Source organism: Leptospira vanthielii serovar Holland str. Waz Holland = ATCC 700522 (genome assembly GCF_000332455.1).
GTDB lineage: Bacteria > Spirochaetota > Leptospiria > Leptospirales > Leptospiraceae > Leptospira_A > Leptospira_A vanthielii.
The window spans coordinates 108565-123423 of the sequence record NZ_AOGY02000070.1; the positions used below are offsets into that span (position 1 = coordinate 108565).

Below are 14859 nucleotides of genomic sequence, written 5' to 3' on the forward strand. Positions count from 1 at the left end.
AACTCTGTCCAATCCATCCTTAAGGGAGATGTGTCCCAATTCGAGGCACTGATGAAACGATACCAAGGAATGGTATTTTCCCAAGCCAGGAAAGCTTTTCTAACAGAAGAAGAAGCGGAAGATTTCACTCAAGAAGTTTTTATTCAAACTTACGAATCGTTGAGTAAGTTTCGCGGGGAATCACAATTTTCCACTTGGTTATTCCAAATTGCTAGATTTCGCCTAACAAAAGTTTTTAAAAAGAAAAAACTACCTATTGCCGATTGGCAAGAAGACATTTCCTTTGTAGCAGACAAAACAGGACCTTCTGTTGTCGAAATTTTAGACAAAGAAGAAACAAGTCATACTTTACGGTCCCTCATCTCCAAATTACCAAAATCTTACCGAATGCCGATTCTCTTACATTACTTTGAAAACAAACCTCTCAAAGAAATTGCATTAGATCTAAATATAAAACTGAATACGATCAAAAGTCATATCTCTAGAGGTAAGGACCTTTTAAGGAAATGGTGGTCACATGAAATCGAAGGTTGATTTTGAAACTTCCCATTCCTTTGGCCATCCAGATCCGTTTTTAAAACATTCGGACGCACCTGCTGTAATACGTTTGCGAGTGTTAGGCCAAATTTTGCCTTTACGTTTTTTATTTTCTTCTGTGGGTCTATCCTTTTTGTTATTTATGATCCCACTCGGCACCATGTTTCTCTCTGTTTTTCACCACGAGAACACGGGTTTACTTTTGCCCCTATTGATTAGTTCTAGTTTGTTTTTCTGTTTCTACTCTCTTGTCCTTGGCTTTTTACTCCTCAACACAAGAATTCCTTTTCTGAATGAATGGAAGGAGAAACTTGGATTTGAAGAGGTCTAAAGTATTCGTGAAAGGTCTATTGGTTCTCCCGTTTTTTTGTTTTGCCCTGTCTCTCTCTGCGGACGCTTTGCCCTCTGGTGAAGAATTTTTAAAAATGGATTTGGATCGCGCACTGCCTTTAGTTGAATCCCTTTCCAAAGAAGATGCAAAGGTTCTTGTTTCGGAACTCCGAACGGAAATCAAAAAATCTTACTCCCAGGCAGACCATTTTTATTTTCTCATTTCCCACTTAGAAGAAATCCAAGCCATCGAAAAAGAACAGGCGCGCCTACGTTCCCTACTTTGGGTTTATGGATTGGCCTTCTTTTTGTTTTTCGGATTCCTTGGCTTTTTATTACTTCGCCAAAGGCAAGCCATCCGAGACATCAACCAAATGCTCGGCAAATAGATAGATATCGCTTTATTGTCATCATTTTGTATTCTCTTTGTAATGAATCCCTGTTACTTTTGGAATAATTCATGAAAATACTAATTGTAGATGACGAAGAAGACATTGCAGGACTCATCCAATTCCATTTAGAGGAAGAAGGATTTCAGACCGAAGTATGTCACAATGGGATGGAAGTCCTCCCCCGTTTAGAAAAACACCTCCCGGACGGAATCATTTTGGATTTAATGTTACCGGGCATTGGTGGGATGGATCTTTGCAGACGGATTAAAGAAAAATACCCTCATATTCCTATTTTAATGGTAACGGCAAAAACTGGAGAAACCGATATCGTTCTTGGCCTTGAGTTAGGTGCCGATGATTACATTCGTAAACCATTTAACATTCGGGAACTTGTGGCTCGAGTAAGAACCGTTACACGACGATCAACTGATCCTGCTGGGGAAGTCCAAGGAACCATCTCCACTGGAAAAATCCAAATCAATCCAACCGCCCACAAAGTTTTTGTCGAAGGAACGGAAATTGATCTGACTCTAATTGAGTTCAAACTTTTACAACTGTTTGCTGGCAATCCGGGGGTTGCTTTTTCTAGGGACAAACTTCTAGATCGAATTTGGGGAAAAGACGTTTTTGTTACAGACCGGACTGTTGACGTAAACATCAAACGCCTTCGTGACAAATTACTCTCCGAAAAAGAAAGACTAGAAACCATACGCGGGGTCGGTTACCGATTCCGAGATGCGTAGTTTTTTTTCTACATTACTTTTACTCAACTGGGGTCTTTTACTCGTTTTACTGACCCTTGCCTTGGGAGTATTTTTTGTTTACGATCTAGTTGTACCTGCCGTACGCCCTCTTATCCTATTCGGATTTGTTTTAATTGCTATTTTTGGTACTTTTTATACTTCCACAAACATTGCGATGCGAATCACAGATCCGCTGGCCACTGTAGAGAAAAAAACAAAAGAAATCAATGCGGGAGATTTTGGTGTTGAACTTTCTTCGCCTGACATTCGCGAGTTGGCAACCCTTGCCTTGTCTATCAATGAAATGGCAAAACGACTGAAAGTCCAATTTTTGGATCTTACTGTCGAAAAAGAAAAGTTTAATTACTTACTACAAAATCTAAAAGAAGGTGTGTTTGCCATTGATAGGACTGAAAAATTCCTATTTTTAAATCGTAATATTTCAGATACCTTAATTGAAAAAAATTCGCAGTACAAAGATTATATTCCTTCGATCAAAAACAAAGAACTCTTAACTTTCATCAAAGATAAAATCCATCATGGTGTGGAAGGAAAAACAGAGTTTCAGGACGGAATTCACTTTTATACTGCACGCATTTATCCTATTAAATCCGATTCCATGATTCAATTGTATATTGGAGTTTTGTCAGACATCACAGAAGACAGACAAAATCAACTCATCCGAGAACAGTTTTTTCAAAATGCTTCCCATGAACTAAAAACTCCCATAACATCGATTAAAGGGTATGCAGAAACTTTGGAATATAAACTAAAACTTCCACAAGATTCAAATGAAAGGAAATTTTTAGATGCCATTCTTAGAAATACGGATCGATTGATTCGAATTGTGGAAGATATGTTGACGGTCTCTCGTTTAGAAAATCATAAAACTGTTTTGAATCTTACGGATGTATCCGTTTTAGATCTTGTAAAAAATGTATCCGAATCCTTGGGAGTTATCTATTCCCAAAAAAAACAAAGTTTGGTTTTGGATATCCCATCCGATTTTCGCGTTAGGGCCGACCGTTTGCTTCTCGAGGATCTACTCGTGAATCTAATTTCCAATGCTTCCGCCTATAGCCCCGAAAGATCGAGTGTCATTGTAAGAACGTCTTCTACAGAGGACAAAAACCAAATCCAAGTTGTTGATCATGGTATTGGAATTTCCGGCGAGGATGCCGAACGAATCTTCGAACGTTTTTTTCGCGTGGATACCAACCGTTCCAGGAAAGAAGGGGGGACTGGCCTTGGACTTTCCATCGTAAAACACATTGCAAGGCTACATTCTGGTGAAGTTTCGGTCTCTCCCAACCCCAAAGGTGGCTCCATTTTTACCTTTGAATTCCCTAAAAAATAGATTCTCGTAAGAGAAGTCACCGGATAGAATATTGGTATCCGGTAGGTATTTATGAAGTTTCCTTTGGGATTTTATTCCTTCGGCAAAAACATAGGAATCAAAGACGAAAGTTTAGATTTTGCAGTCATTTATTCAGAAAATCGATGTAAGGCAGCAGCTGTATTCACTCGTAATAATTTTCCCGGTGCTCCCATTTATGTAGGGCGCGACCATATTCAAGACGGATTCCTCCAAGCCATTGTCATCAATTCAAAAAATTCGAATGTGGCTACGGGAGAACAAGGAATCCAAAATTCCTACGCAATCTGTACTGAACTTGGAAAATCTTTAGGTATTCCCGCCAAAGACATCCTTCCTTCCTCCACGGGAGTGATTGGAGTTCCTCTTCCCATAGAAAAAATTCTTAACGCCTGTTCTACGGCAAAAGCAGATTTAAAACCTGGGAATTTAGAAGAAGTGGCCGAAGCCATTATGACTACCGACACTCGCAAAAAAATCTCCTATCGAACCATCACTACGCAAACGAGTGAAGGAGTGATGTTTGGAATTGCGAAAGGTGCGGGAATGATAGAACCTAATATGGCAACCATGTTGTCTTATATACTTTGTGATTATCTTCCCGAATCAGGTAACTTACAAGGAATCTTAAAACGAGTTGTAGACCTAACTTATAATTGTGTGACTATTGACTCAGATACATCCACTAGTGACACTGTGGTTCTTATGTGTTCTGGAGTTCTCGGAAACCTTCCCGATGATGTTTTTGAATCCCACTTAAAAGAAATTGCAACGGACCTTTCAAAAATGATCGCCCGCGATGGAGAAGGTGCCTCCAAACTCATCGAACTGACGGTTTCCAAGGGAAGAGATGATCTGCAAGTGACAAAAATTGGAAAGTCCATTCTTAATTCTCCGTTAGTCAAAACTGCCATTTATGGAGGAGACCCAAACTGGGGCCGGTTTGTGATGGCGATTGGAAAAGTTTTTGATGAACCCATTCCCTATGATACTCTTGAAATCCGATTGGGTGGAATTTCTGTCAAAGGAGCCGACAACGACACCAAAACAAAGTTAGCTGAATATTTAAAATCCAATGAAGAAATAGAAATTTCGGTAATCTTAAATACAGGTTCCTTCCAAAAAACGTTTTGGAGTTGTGATTTTACCGAAGGATACATTCAGGAAAATGCTTACTACACAACATGAATTCGAATAAATTCAAAAGTTCGCTCAAATATTTTTTACCTTCCAGTTATCAATTAAAACTGTCGGTGACCAATACCTTAACGCGTACTTTATTTATTTTACTAGTGTATCTTACTTATTTTCTAATTCTCTCACAAATTCCAGAGCAGATGTCATATCGTTTGGAACTCGCATTACTGCTAACTAGTGCTTTCGCTTTAATTTTATATCTTCCAATTATTGAAAGACTCACCCGTTACATTCGCACACGATTTTTATCAGAGTATCTCACAGAAGATGCGGAATCTTACAGGCAGGCCATCAAAAGATTTAACTTTGATGCTCTCATCAAAAACGTTTTTCCCGATATGGTGAAAATTACAGGAAGCCATTCGGGAACTATGGCCGTATTAACCCATAACGGAACCTTTGCTTTCCATTCCTACTTCCGAGGACGGCAAAAAAAATTGAGTCCGACAAAAGACATTACGGTAAAATCAAGTTTTCAATCTTTTTTACTCAGCAAAAGAAACGGTGCCTCTGTTGCGGAAACATACTCACATGAAAACATAAATAATGACTTTATGGAACTTCATGCGAACTATATTTATCCTTTTATTTTCAGGGAAAAACTATTTGGATTTATAGCCGTCTCCAACATTCCCAATACAGACGCAACGCACAGTTTGTCATTGCTCGCTGGTCAATCTGCCTTAACGATCCACAACCATATCCTTTCCTATCATATTTCAGAAAATAAAAAATACCAGAAAGAAGCGGCCTATGCTGTGCGTGTCCAAAACCTTTTAGAAACAGGTACCATCCCAAAGCTTATGGGTTGGGAAATTACTGCATTCAAAAGGACTAACAGAAACTTAATCGAGTTTTTTCAGGTAGAAGATGGAAGTTGGTTTTTTGTCATTCTGAATGCTGGAAAGTCCTACCAACATATAGGAATCATCCTTTCTTATATCTTAGGAGTTGTGTATTCTCAATCTAAACTCCGTATTTTAAAAGGATTCTCCGATATAAAGTCTTTAATCCAAACCACCTTTCAAAAGTTAGATTGGAAAGAAAACTACGAAATGATTATTGGAAAAATCGGATATTCTGAACTTTATATTGTTCAGGAAGGAAAACAATTCCGCATTACCCGAAATTCAGAAGAAGTCGTTGCGAGTATGGGATGGAAAAATATGATCAATATGGATAAAGGTCCAATCATCATCCAACAACGGGGAGAAGCCATACTTAAGTTTAGTTTTGAAGAGCCGGAAATCAAATGAGAGAACTTGCGATCACCATACTTTCTTCTCTTTTATTTTTTTTGATTCTTCTCTTTGCATTTATTGGATTTCAAAACAATACAAAAAGACTTCCCTTTTACCATTACCCTTCTGGACTCATTGTAAATATTGGCGAAGGGAACCGGGTCCACTGGGGAAATTCTGTAATTCAAGAAGACTTAGAAAAGTTTGAATCCATATCCGATTTTTCGAATACCGAGTCCATTCGATTGCATATCAAAGATACTAAAGGTGATATTTATGAAGAAGATTTTAAGTTAACGACCATCCGGAAAACGGATGTTCTTGGAGTATTTTTTTCTGATTTATTCTTAGCTTTTTTTAGCCTAGCCATCGCTGTATATTTCTACTATTCTACAAGAGATGCGCTGATATTCGGTTTTTTCTTTAATTTTGGTCTTATCATTCTATCCAATGTTTTTGTATTAACTTTCAAGAATTCGATTTTCCTTTTTGTTCTAACACTCTATTTAGGAAGTTTTCTTCAATACCATCTAATTTACAGACTTCGAGGAAAAGAAATCAACTCCAAGTGGTTATTACCTCAAGTATTGATTTCTTTTATCATGGCGATGATCGCCTCACAAGAAAAATACGATATGATTCTGATCGAAAGGGTCGTGTTAGTTGCCCATGCGATCACGGTTTTATTTGGTTCCATCAATATCATAGCAAATATTTATGAAATTATTCGTTCCAAACCGCAAGAAGAAGCACTTCTTAAAAGAATTGTTTTAGTATTTTCTATTTTTCTTTATGTAGCACTTCCGATCAGTATCCTGTTTTTTGATGGGTATCCTTGGTTTTTTGTGCATCGCTCTCTTTTTATCATAACATATCTATTATTTATTCTTTCCTTCTTTTATGGAACTTACCGATATACCTTTGTTCCTTCTTTAGTCATTTTTACTCCGAGTATTGTGACTTTGATTTTAGTTTCTATCATTTTGGGAACCTATATTGGTTCTATTTTTATTTTAGACTTTATTCTTCCGATTCGGTATCTGAAGGATCGTTGGGTCTTTAACCTTATTTACCTTTTTCTCGTTACTGCATATCTCATTCCATTGAAATTGCGAGTCAAAGAATTATTTGATTATTGGTTCTTTGAACAAAATCCAAAGTTAAGTGAAGGAATCAACAAAATCACAGCACTTCTATCCTCACCACTTTCGATGAGAAAAACAATTCTCACCATCAATCGAACTGTAAAGGATACGGTAAATGTTTCCAATATCATTATCTTAATTCCTGGAGATCAATTTGCCAGTACCGATCTAAAGAATATTGATTTTGTTCGTATCTCACCCCAATCAGAAATTTGGAACTATTTTAGAAGCACAGACAGAGTAACCGTAACCTCACACCTCGAATATGGAATTGGACTTCGGGAAACTCTATATAATTTTTTAAAAGGTTTGAACGTCCAATTGGCATTTCCAGCTTTTGATTCTTCCTCAAACAAAAAAAACATTCAGGCAATGATTCTCATCGGCGAGAAATTAGATAAAAAATATTTCTCCATTGGTGAATTAAAATTTATCAACGAAGTTGTGAAAATTTCAGGTATGTTACTTGAAAACTATAGTTTACTCGAAGATGAAATTCAAAAACGTAAAATCGTAAGAGATATCCAAACCGCATCCATTGTAGACAATACATTGAGATTGATTTTGCCAAGTGAAGTCAAAGGCATTGATTATGGTTATATTTCTAAACCAGCAGTTGGAATTTCTGGAGATTATCTCGATATAATTCCAGTTTCTCAAACCAAAATGATCGTTTTGTTAGGCGACGTTGCCGGACATGGACTCGGAACTGGATTTTTAGTAAGCGCCATCAAAGGAATTGTCAGAGAACAACTCAGGAATGGAACTTCTTTAGAGGGATTGTTTAGAGAAATCAATTCGTTTTTCCGCGCTCGTTATAAAGGGAACGAGTTTATGACTCTTCTTGGTGGTATTTTTGATTCAAACCAAAATATCTTTAAATATGTCAATGCAGGACATTTGTCTTTGATAGAGATGCGAGCCGATGGGCAAATCAAATTACATTCCAAAACACAACGAGTGCTTGGAATTTTAGAGACCGACTACCATGCCCAAGAATTAAAATTACTTCCAGGTACGAAACTCTTTCTTTACTCCGATGGAATCACGGAAGCCTTCAGTGAAAGAGATGAAATCTTTGGTGAAGATACTTTGATAGATTTTTTGCATTTTAATGCTGAAAAAACCGTAAAAGAAATTCCGCCCCTATTGGACGCCAAGATGACAAATTTTCGCGGGAACCGAGAACAATCGGATGATATTACATTTATTGGTCTTTCTTTTACACCCAACTAGCCGATATTTAAATCGATGATGGCAGAAAAACCAGTTAAGTTTGTCATTTTTCTATCTTTGATTCTGAGCCTAGTTGCGTTTTGGGACCACCAATTCACATCTTACCTCAAAGAATTTGTTGTACTCATCCATGAAATTTGCCATGCCACAGCCGCCCTCTTTAGCGGTGGAGTTGTGAAAGGAATCGCCCTGCATGGAAATGAAGGTGGGGAAACCATCGCAGTTCCGGCTTCTTTCCGCGGTTCTTTTATCCTTGTTGTTTCTGCAGGATACATTGGATCCTCCCTTGTTGGTGCGTTTTTACTTCGTTTAGGATTCCAAGGGCGTCATGCCCGCCAAACAATGATTTTGTTTGGTTTGTTTCTGATTTCTGTCAGTGTATTATATTCTAAACTGGGAGACCTTGCTTATTTTACCGGAATTTTTTGGGGAGTGGGTATTCTCGTTACCGGAATGTTAGGCGAAACCATATCAATCCTTTCCTTAGTTTTTTTAGGTACAAGTATTTCCCTCTATTCATTATATGATCTTTCTGACTTTGCAGAAAGACTAACAGAAACTGATGCGGGAATCCTTGCCTTTTGGATGGCCGGACTTGGCCCCGAAGACCTACAAAATCAGGAAGTCCCTACTGTTGTTGTAGTACTCGGTTATATGATCGCTACTCTTTGGTCACTCCTCAGCATCGGAATTATTTTTATGTCCCTACGCAGTTCACTCAGCCACGAAGAAATCCATGATTTTCCTGGTATGGAAGAAAGTTTCGAGCGGTTTCCTGGGGACCTTTCTCCCGAGGCAAAACTTTGGTTGGAAAAACGAGGTGTAGATCCCGAAAGTGGAATCGTTTTGCCCCCCAATTTGTTCCAAGACTTCCCTCCCAAAGACAACAGTCCTTAAGGTGTTTCGCAAATTTTCATTTGCGTAGGACACCGACTTCATAAATATAGAATCTCAATGGCAAAAAGAATCCTTATCACAGGTGGAGCCGGATTCATCGGATCCCATCTAGCAGAAACTCTTTTGAACGCAGGGAACCAAATCATCGTATTGGACAATTTCCATACCGGACGAAAAGAAAACCTCACTCACCTTCTCGGAAATCCGAATTTCGAACTGATCCGCCACGATATTACGGATCCTATCAAATTGGAAGTGGACGAGATTTACAATATGGCATGTCCTGCCTCTCCCGTTCACTACCAAAGTAATCCCATCAAAACCACCAAAACGAATGTTTTGGGAATGATGAACATGTTGGGGCTCGCCAAACGAGTGAAAGCAAGAATCTTACAAGCGAGTACTTCTGAAGTTTACGGAAATCCTCTGGAACACCCCCAAACAGAATCATACTGGGGAAATGTTAATACAATTGGAATTCGTAGTTGTTATGACGAGGGGAAACGAGTTGCTGAAACTTTATGTTTTGATTACCATCGCCAACATGGAGTGGACATTCGAGTGATCCGTATTTTTAATACTTATGGTCCACGAATGATCCCTGATGACGGTCGGGTTGTGAGTAACTTTATTGTACAAGCGTTACGTGGAGAAAACATAACCATTTACGGTGACGGAAGTCAAACACGTTCCTTCTGTTTTGTCGATGATTTAGTTCGTGGAATCATCTCAATGATGAATACTGACAATTTTGTTGGACCAGTCAACTTAGGAAATGAAGGTGAATTCACCGTCAAAGAATTGGCTGAACTCGTGATCAAAGAAACAGGAAGTAAGTCCAAAATCATTTATCTTCCACTTCCTCAAGACGACCCAACCAGAAGAAAACCAAACCTAAGTTTGGCGAAAGAAAAATTGAATTATTCAACTACCGTTCCATTAGTGGAAGGCGTAAAAAAAACCATCGAATATTTTAGCAAAAGAGTATAAAATGAAAATAGGCGTAATCAAAGAACCATCTTATGAAAACCGAGTGGCAATCACTCCGGATGTTGTTGAACCTTTGAAAAAGTTAGGTTTCACTATTTCAGTTGAAACTACAGCAGGCGATAATGCATTTTTTTCCGATAAGGATTATAAAGATGTTGGCGCTACAGTTGAATCAAGAGATGCAATTCTCTCTGGATCGGACATTGTTGTTTCCATCCATGCTTTGGATGAAACTAGTGCCAAAAAAATTGGCAAAGATAAAATCTACATTGCCACACTCTCGCCACTTGCTTTCCCAAAAAAAGTGAAAGAAATTGCCAATGCGTCCTTTAAAGTATTCTCTATGGACACCATTCCGCGAATCACTCGTGCACAATCTATGGATGTTCTTAGTAGCCAAGCAACTGTATCTGGATACAAAGCGGTTTTACTTGCCGCTTCCAACTACAGCCGTTTTTTCCCCATGTTGACTACAGCTGCTGGAACCATCACACCAGCAAGAGTACTCATCCTTGGTGCTGGTGTTGCCGGATTACAAGCCATTGCAACATCTCGCCGATTGGGAGCCGTTGTGGATGTATTTGATACAAGACCCGAAGTGAAAGAACAGTGTATGTCTCTCGGTGCAAAATTTGTGGAAGTGGAAGGTGCAGCCGATGCATCAAATACTGGTGGTTATGCGGTAGAACAATCAGAAGACTACCAAAGACGCCAAAAAGAAGCCATTGCAAAATTTGCTGAAAAAGCAGATATCATTATTACAACAGCTCTCATTCCAGGAAAAAAAGCTCCCGTCCTTATTACAAAAGAGATGGTAGATAAAATGAGGCAAGGTTCTGTGATCGTAGACTTAGCAGCAATCAATGGTGGTAACTGTGAAGTAACAGAAAACGATAAAACTATTGTTTACAAAGGCATCACAATCATTGGAAATTCTAATCTACAAAGTACCCAACCAATGGATGCAAGTAAGATGTATGCAAAGAATATTGTGAACTTTCTAAAACTTTTTGTGAATAAAGAAAAACAGTTCAACATCAACTTGGAAGACGAAATCATAAATGCATGTATGATTGCAGAAAATGGTGCGGTTCGTCACAAACCTACACTGGCACTTCTCGGAGAGTAACTCTGAGATTTGTGTATTTTACATTTAAAGTCTTAAAATTCGGATTATCTGAATTTTAAGACGGTTCGTTTCCGGTGACTTGCGGTTGGGTTCGCCAACGACGATGCACCCAAAAGTACTGCTCCGGAAACAACTTCACTTCCTCTTCCAAAGTTTTCGTCCAAAGTTCCGTATAATGTCTGATCACATCGTCCTTCGATGGATAAAGTTTTTTATTTACAAAACCCAAATCCTTAACTCGAACAATCACCTTACCATCTTCTCCAGCTAATACTGAGTAATATAACATCTTAGCACCGGTTAAGTAAGCCATTAATGCAGGACCCACAAAAGTAGAGGCTTGCCTGTTCATAAAGGGAACAAAAATCCCTGCTTTCCCAGCGTTTTGGTCAGCACCAAAACCAATCCAATACCCTTGTTTGAGAAGTTTTATGACCTGGGTGGATTCTTGAACGGGAACAAGTACCACACCATTTTTCGTACGCATACGCCTTAAAAGTTGGTCCACAAAGGGATTTCTTACCTTTTTATAGATCCCCCCGCCTTTCATTCGGATTCCTAAAAATTGAACTAAAATTTCCCAAGTACCAAAGTGACCGGAAATCAAAATCACTCCAACTCCTTGTTTTTTGGTTTCTTCTTCAATTTGTAGGCTTTCTGCATCTATGATCAAATTTTCATCCAACCATTTTTTTGTCATCCGTGGAGCCCAAAGTGTATGCGCAAGTAAGATCCCCAGATGTCTATAATGAGCTTTCACTAAATTTTGAATTTGGTCTTCGGAATAGTTCGGGAAAGCAAATCGAATGTTATCGGCGGCTACCTTTCGGTGTTTTTTATCAAAAGGGAAAATCAGTTTGGTTAAAAAAATTCCATACGCCAAACACCATTTATACGGAAGGATCTTAAAAGGAAAATAGAACCAATAAACAATTAAAAATGAGAAAAAATATCCAATATGTTTCATAACATTAAACAATAAGGCCAAAGGTAATAATGAATTAGAACTGCAATAAGTCCAATTCCGAAACCAATGATCCATCCTCCCACAATATCACTTACAAAATGATGTAAGGTAATTAACCTACCCACACCCGCAAACAAACTAAAGAAAAAGAAATATGGCGTTTCATGGAATGCAAAAACTAAAATAGTAGATACAACAATCGAATTAGCACTATGTGCCGAGGGAAAAGAATGTTTCATATCGGGATTGGAATCTACTTTTCCCATAACACTGACAAGGGGACGTTTTCTTGCGTAGTATTTTTTTAGCACCAAAACCAAACGATCCGTTACATAGGTGAATATAAGTACAAAGGGCAAACTAAAGTATACTGGTCTGTATAAATCACTTAAAAACATAAGTGGTAACAAAACAAGTGCAAACATTTCACCCCGATTGACTCGAGATAAAACCCAACTAAGTTTTGGATGGTGTAAATTTTTTTGGATCCAAACCGATAACCTTAAATCGATAGCAGAAATCAAATTCATTTAGAAAGCTCTTCTTTTATCTTTTGAAGTGCTTCAGGAAATGAGGAAGTCCATTGGTTACGTGCAACCATATCTTTCAGAGTCACTGTCCCCGCTTTGATTTCGTCTTCCCCGCGAAGAAGGATCCAACGGTATCCCTTTTTTTCTGCATAAGAAAGTTGTTTTCCCATCTTCTGAGAAACTAAAGACACTTCTGCGGCAATCTTCTCCTTTCTGAGTTCTTTCGCAAAGTTATGATTCTCGGAAAAAGATGACTCATCCAGTAGAGGTATATAAACCGTGGAATCACTGGAGAATTTTGGTAACAAATTGTGCGCTGTCAAAAAATTTTGAAGAGTCACATCCCCAAGTCCAAATCCGATTCCAGAAAGTTCTTCATTAGAAAAAAGACCAATTAAATTGTCATACCTTCCACCGCCATATAACGAACGTTTATTCTGCGGAGAAGTATCAAAAATTTCAAAAATAAACCCTGTATAATAGTCAAACCCTCGAACCACCGACGGATCAAAATAGACTATGTCATACAATCCGATGGTTTTAAGATCTTCAAACAAAGTCCGAATGGCATTTGAAGTTTCTTCTTTGATCCCTGGAATTTGATTCAGTGTATCGGTCGTAGCTGCCAAAAACAAATTGATTTTCGATAAAGCTGTTGGGTCGTTCGGAATCGTTTTCGAAACAAGAGTTACATATTCGTCTTCAGTAATTTTGTTTTTTTTGTCCAAAATTTTTGATACTTCATGTGCTTGGTTTGGACTTACTTTCAAACCATCTAACAAAAATTCGTCGAGAAGGGATCTATGGGAAATGGTAACTTTAAAACTATCCCTCGGTGCACCAAAGGCAAAAAGAATATCGCAAGCTAAAGACAAAATTTCTAATTCAGCTCTCTGGCTTGTCACACCAAACATATCTACATTCAACTGCCAGTGTTCCCGCAGTCGCCCGAGGCCAGGTTGTTCGTATCTCCAAAGGTTAGGAATGGAAAACCAACGGATAGGACGAGGAAGGTCGCGTAATTTTTTTGCCACCATCCTTGCGACGGTCGGCGTCATTTCCGGGCGAATCGCTACCTCGCGATCCCCTTTATCAATAAAATTATAAATTTGTTTTCCTACAATTTCTTCGCCGGTTTTGGCTCGGTATAAATCCAGAGATTCTACCATCGGGCCATCGTATTCTTCGTATCCATAAGACCTGACGACATCTTTCATTACCGAGAATAAATAATTGCGAAGGCGCATATCTTCAGGATAAAAATCCCGAGTGCCCTTATAGTTTTCTGTAGTTAGTTTTTGTTCTTTCAATGTATGGCCCCTGGAACCTTGCGCTGCGCAGAAGATCAGCCAAAAAATTCAATAAGACTATGGTAAATCTCTTTGGCTTTTTTATCTCCGCTGACACCTGTGATCCTTCCACCCAATCTAAAATAGTCATTCACCTCTTCCAAATGCCGTAATTCTACGGCCATCCTGATGGGTGCCTGCAATTTGAAATTGATATCTAATGTAAATGTAGGTTTCACTTTCAATGCTTTGATAATTTCCATATCGTTAACTTCCAAGGCAACTCCACCTCTGGAAACGTTGAGTACGTTTTGTCTGATATCAAGAATATGGGTATTTGAGTCCATGATTCTTTCTTGAAACGTACGTTCAACCTCTTTAAACAAATCTAATACTTCACCTGGAATCCCTGGTCTTTCGGTCTCGAGCGAAAGATATGCAAAAAAATGCATGTCTTTCATTTGTATGAACAGAGGGTAATAGATAAAAGATCCTATTTTTTTCTTTTTGTATTCTTGGATTTTATCATCCGGTAGAATCAAATTTTTAACGCAACACCGATAATCTAATGAATAAGGTGTTAATAAATGAATCATTATACAAGAATTAATTTGAAAGAAAGGGAAGTAATTGCTGAGATGCGATTTAAAGAGGAAAGTATTAGAAGTATAGCTAAGATACTGAATCGAAGTCCTTCAAGCATTTCCAGAGAATTATCTAAAGGTTATTCAAGAAATTCTTTCATTAATTATTCAGTATCAAATGCTCAAATCATTTCACAGAAGAATGAAAGTTCCAGAAATTCTGGTAAAATAAAGTTGCAAAAACATCCAAATTTACGAAAATTTATAAAATCTAAAT

16 protein-coding genes are annotated in these 14859 nt (G+C 38.2%); 12 read left to right on the forward strand and 4 right to left on the reverse strand.

Going from position 1 to position 14859, the window contains the following annotated elements:
• Nucleotides 1-30 precede the first annotated feature (30 nt).
• The 11 genes from LEP1GSC199_RS17620 to LEP1GSC199_RS17670 all read left to right on the forward strand — a co-directional run bounded on the left by LEP1GSC199_RS17620 (nt 31) and on the right by LEP1GSC199_RS17670 (nt 11212).
• Complete coding sequence (locus tag LEP1GSC199_RS17620; RefSeq protein ID WP_415857911.1) at nt 31-534, forward strand: RNA polymerase sigma factor; 504 nt, start codon at nt 31-33, stop codon at nt 532-534.
• Nucleotides 518-868 carry a hypothetical protein gene (locus LEP1GSC199_RS17625; protein WP_002988482.1) on the forward strand — a complete coding sequence of 117 codons (351 nt, stop codon included), beginning with the start codon at nt 518-520 and terminating at the stop codon, nt 866-868. The genes LEP1GSC199_RS17620 and LEP1GSC199_RS17625 overlap by 17 nt, the downstream gene beginning before the upstream one ends.
• Before the next feature lie 7 nt (nt 869-875).
• A complete protein-coding gene (locus LEP1GSC199_RS17630; RefSeq protein WP_002988621.1) occupies nt 876-1256 on the forward strand; it encodes a hypothetical protein in 381 nt (126 codons plus the stop codon).
• Nucleotides 1257-1327: 71 nt separating this feature from the next.
• On the forward strand, nt 1328-2002 hold the full coding sequence (locus tag LEP1GSC199_RS17635; protein ID WP_002988474.1) for a response regulator: 675 nt from the start codon (nt 1328-1330) through the stop codon (nt 2000-2002).
• A complete protein-coding gene (locus tag LEP1GSC199_RS17640; protein ID WP_002988626.1) occupies nt 1995-3359 on the forward strand; it encodes a HAMP domain-containing sensor histidine kinase in 1365 nt (454 codons plus the stop codon). Before LEP1GSC199_RS17635 ends, LEP1GSC199_RS17640 begins: the two co-directional genes overlap by 8 nt.
• Nucleotides 3360-3410: 51 nt before the next feature.
• The gene (gene argJ / locus LEP1GSC199_RS17645; RefSeq protein ID WP_002988543.1) at nt 3411-4565 is read left to right on the forward strand and encodes a bifunctional glutamate N-acetyltransferase/amino-acid acetyltransferase ArgJ; all 1155 of its coding nucleotides are present in this window, start codon (nt 3411-3413) and stop codon (nt 4563-4565) included.
• Nucleotides 4562-5830: a hypothetical protein gene (locus LEP1GSC199_RS17650; RefSeq protein WP_002988638.1), complete on the forward strand. Its 1269-nt coding sequence runs from the start codon at nt 4562-4564 to the stop codon at nt 5828-5830. The genes argJ and LEP1GSC199_RS17650 overlap by 4 nt, the downstream gene beginning before the upstream one ends.
• The gene (locus LEP1GSC199_RS17655) at nt 5827-8196 is read left to right on the forward strand and encodes a PP2C family protein-serine/threonine phosphatase (protein WP_002988402.1); all 2370 of its coding nucleotides are present in this window, start codon (nt 5827-5829) and stop codon (nt 8194-8196) included. The genes LEP1GSC199_RS17650 and LEP1GSC199_RS17655 overlap by 4 nt, the downstream gene beginning before the upstream one ends.
• An 18-nt stretch (nt 8197-8214) precedes the next feature.
• Complete coding sequence (locus LEP1GSC199_RS17660; RefSeq protein WP_039927291.1) at nt 8215-9093, forward strand: M50 family metallopeptidase; 879 nt, start codon at nt 8215-8217, stop codon at nt 9091-9093.
• Nucleotides 9094-9150: 57 nt separating this feature from the next.
• Nucleotides 9151-10083: a UDP-glucuronic acid decarboxylase family protein gene (locus tag LEP1GSC199_RS17665; RefSeq protein WP_002988752.1), complete on the forward strand. Its 933-nt coding sequence runs from the start codon at nt 9151-9153 to the stop codon at nt 10081-10083.
• A gap of 1 nt (nt 10084) precedes the next feature.
• Nucleotides 10085-11212, forward strand: coding sequence for a Re/Si-specific NAD(P)(+) transhydrogenase subunit alpha (locus LEP1GSC199_RS17670; protein WP_002988685.1), 1128 nt, complete (start codon nt 10085-10087; stop codon nt 11210-11212).
• 55 nt (nt 11213-11267) lie between these two features.
• On the opposite strand, the gene LEP1GSC199_RS17675 is transcribed toward LEP1GSC199_RS17670, so the two are convergent.
• The 4 genes from LEP1GSC199_RS17675 to LEP1GSC199_RS17690 are packed head-to-tail and all read right to left on the reverse strand — an operon-like array spanning nt 11268 to nt 14594.
• On the reverse strand, nt 11268-12179 hold the full coding sequence (locus LEP1GSC199_RS17675; protein ID WP_002988503.1) for a lysophospholipid acyltransferase family protein: 912 nt from the start codon (nt 12177-12179) through the stop codon (nt 11268-11270).
• Entirely contained in the window at nt 12176-12709 is a 534-nt protein-coding gene (locus tag LEP1GSC199_RS17680) for a phosphatase PAP2 family protein (protein WP_002988720.1), read from the reverse strand. Before LEP1GSC199_RS17680 ends, LEP1GSC199_RS17675 begins: the two co-directional genes overlap by 4 nt.
• Nucleotides 12706-14019 carry a histidine--tRNA ligase gene (hisS, locus tag LEP1GSC199_RS17685; protein ID WP_002988766.1) on the reverse strand — a complete coding sequence of 438 codons (1314 nt, stop codon included), beginning with the start codon at nt 14017-14019 and terminating at the stop codon, nt 12706-12708. Before hisS ends, LEP1GSC199_RS17680 begins: the two co-directional genes overlap by 4 nt.
• A 35-nt stretch (nt 14020-14054) precedes the next feature.
• Nucleotides 14055-14594, reverse strand: coding sequence for a hypothetical protein (locus LEP1GSC199_RS17690; protein WP_232420831.1), 540 nt, complete (start codon nt 14592-14594; stop codon nt 14055-14057).
• Between LEP1GSC199_RS17690 and LEP1GSC199_RS21040 the strand changes: the two genes are divergently transcribed.
• Nucleotides 14586-14859: helix-turn-helix domain-containing protein (locus LEP1GSC199_RS21040; protein ID WP_002988587.1), on the forward strand; the 274-nt coding region annotated here is incomplete at its 3' end. The two genes, LEP1GSC199_RS17690 and LEP1GSC199_RS21040, sit on opposite strands and share 9 nt — an antisense overlap.

What these genes read in the sequence shown, in the direction of transcription:
- LEP1GSC199_RS17625 (WP_002988482.1), top strand. Translation starts at nt 518, where the DNA reads ATGAAATCGAAGGTTGATTTTGAAACTTCCCATTCCTTTGGCCATCCA.
- LEP1GSC199_RS17635 (WP_002988474.1), top strand. Translation starts at nt 1,328, where the DNA reads ATGAAAATACTAATTGTAGATGACGAAGAAGACATTGCAGGACTCATC.
- LEP1GSC199_RS17640 (WP_002988626.1), top strand. Translation starts at nt 1,995, where the DNA reads ATGCGTAGTTTTTTTTCTACATTACTTTTACTCAACTGGGGTCTTTTA.
- argJ (WP_002988543.1), top strand. Translation starts at nt 3,411, where the DNA reads ATGAAGTTTCCTTTGGGATTTTATTCCTTCGGCAAAAACATAGGAATC.
- LEP1GSC199_RS17650 (WP_002988638.1), top strand. Translation starts at nt 4,562, where the DNA reads ATGAATTCGAATAAATTCAAAAGTTCGCTCAAATATTTTTTACCTTCC.
- LEP1GSC199_RS17655 (WP_002988402.1), top strand. Translation starts at nt 5,827, where the DNA reads ATGAGAGAACTTGCGATCACCATACTTTCTTCTCTTTTATTTTTTTTG.
- LEP1GSC199_RS17660 (WP_039927291.1), top strand. Translation starts at nt 8,215, where the DNA reads ATGGCAGAAAAACCAGTTAAGTTTGTCATTTTTCTATCTTTGATTCTG.
- LEP1GSC199_RS17665 (WP_002988752.1), top strand. Translation starts at nt 9,151, where the DNA reads ATGGCAAAAAGAATCCTTATCACAGGTGGAGCCGGATTCATCGGATCC.
- LEP1GSC199_RS17670 (WP_002988685.1), top strand. Translation starts at nt 10,085, where the DNA reads ATGAAAATAGGCGTAATCAAAGAACCATCTTATGAAAACCGAGTGGCA.
- LEP1GSC199_RS17675 (WP_002988503.1), bottom strand. Translation starts at nt 12,179, where the DNA reads ATGAAACATATTGGATATTTTTTCTCATTTTTAATTGTTTATTGGTTC.
- LEP1GSC199_RS17680 (WP_002988720.1), bottom strand. Translation starts at nt 12,709, where the DNA reads ATGAATTTGATTTCTGCTATCGATTTAAGGTTATCGGTTTGGATCCAA.
- LEP1GSC199_RS17690 (WP_232420831.1), bottom strand. Translation starts at nt 14,594, where the DNA reads ATGATTCATTTATTAACACCTTATTCATTAGATTATCGGTGTTGCGTT.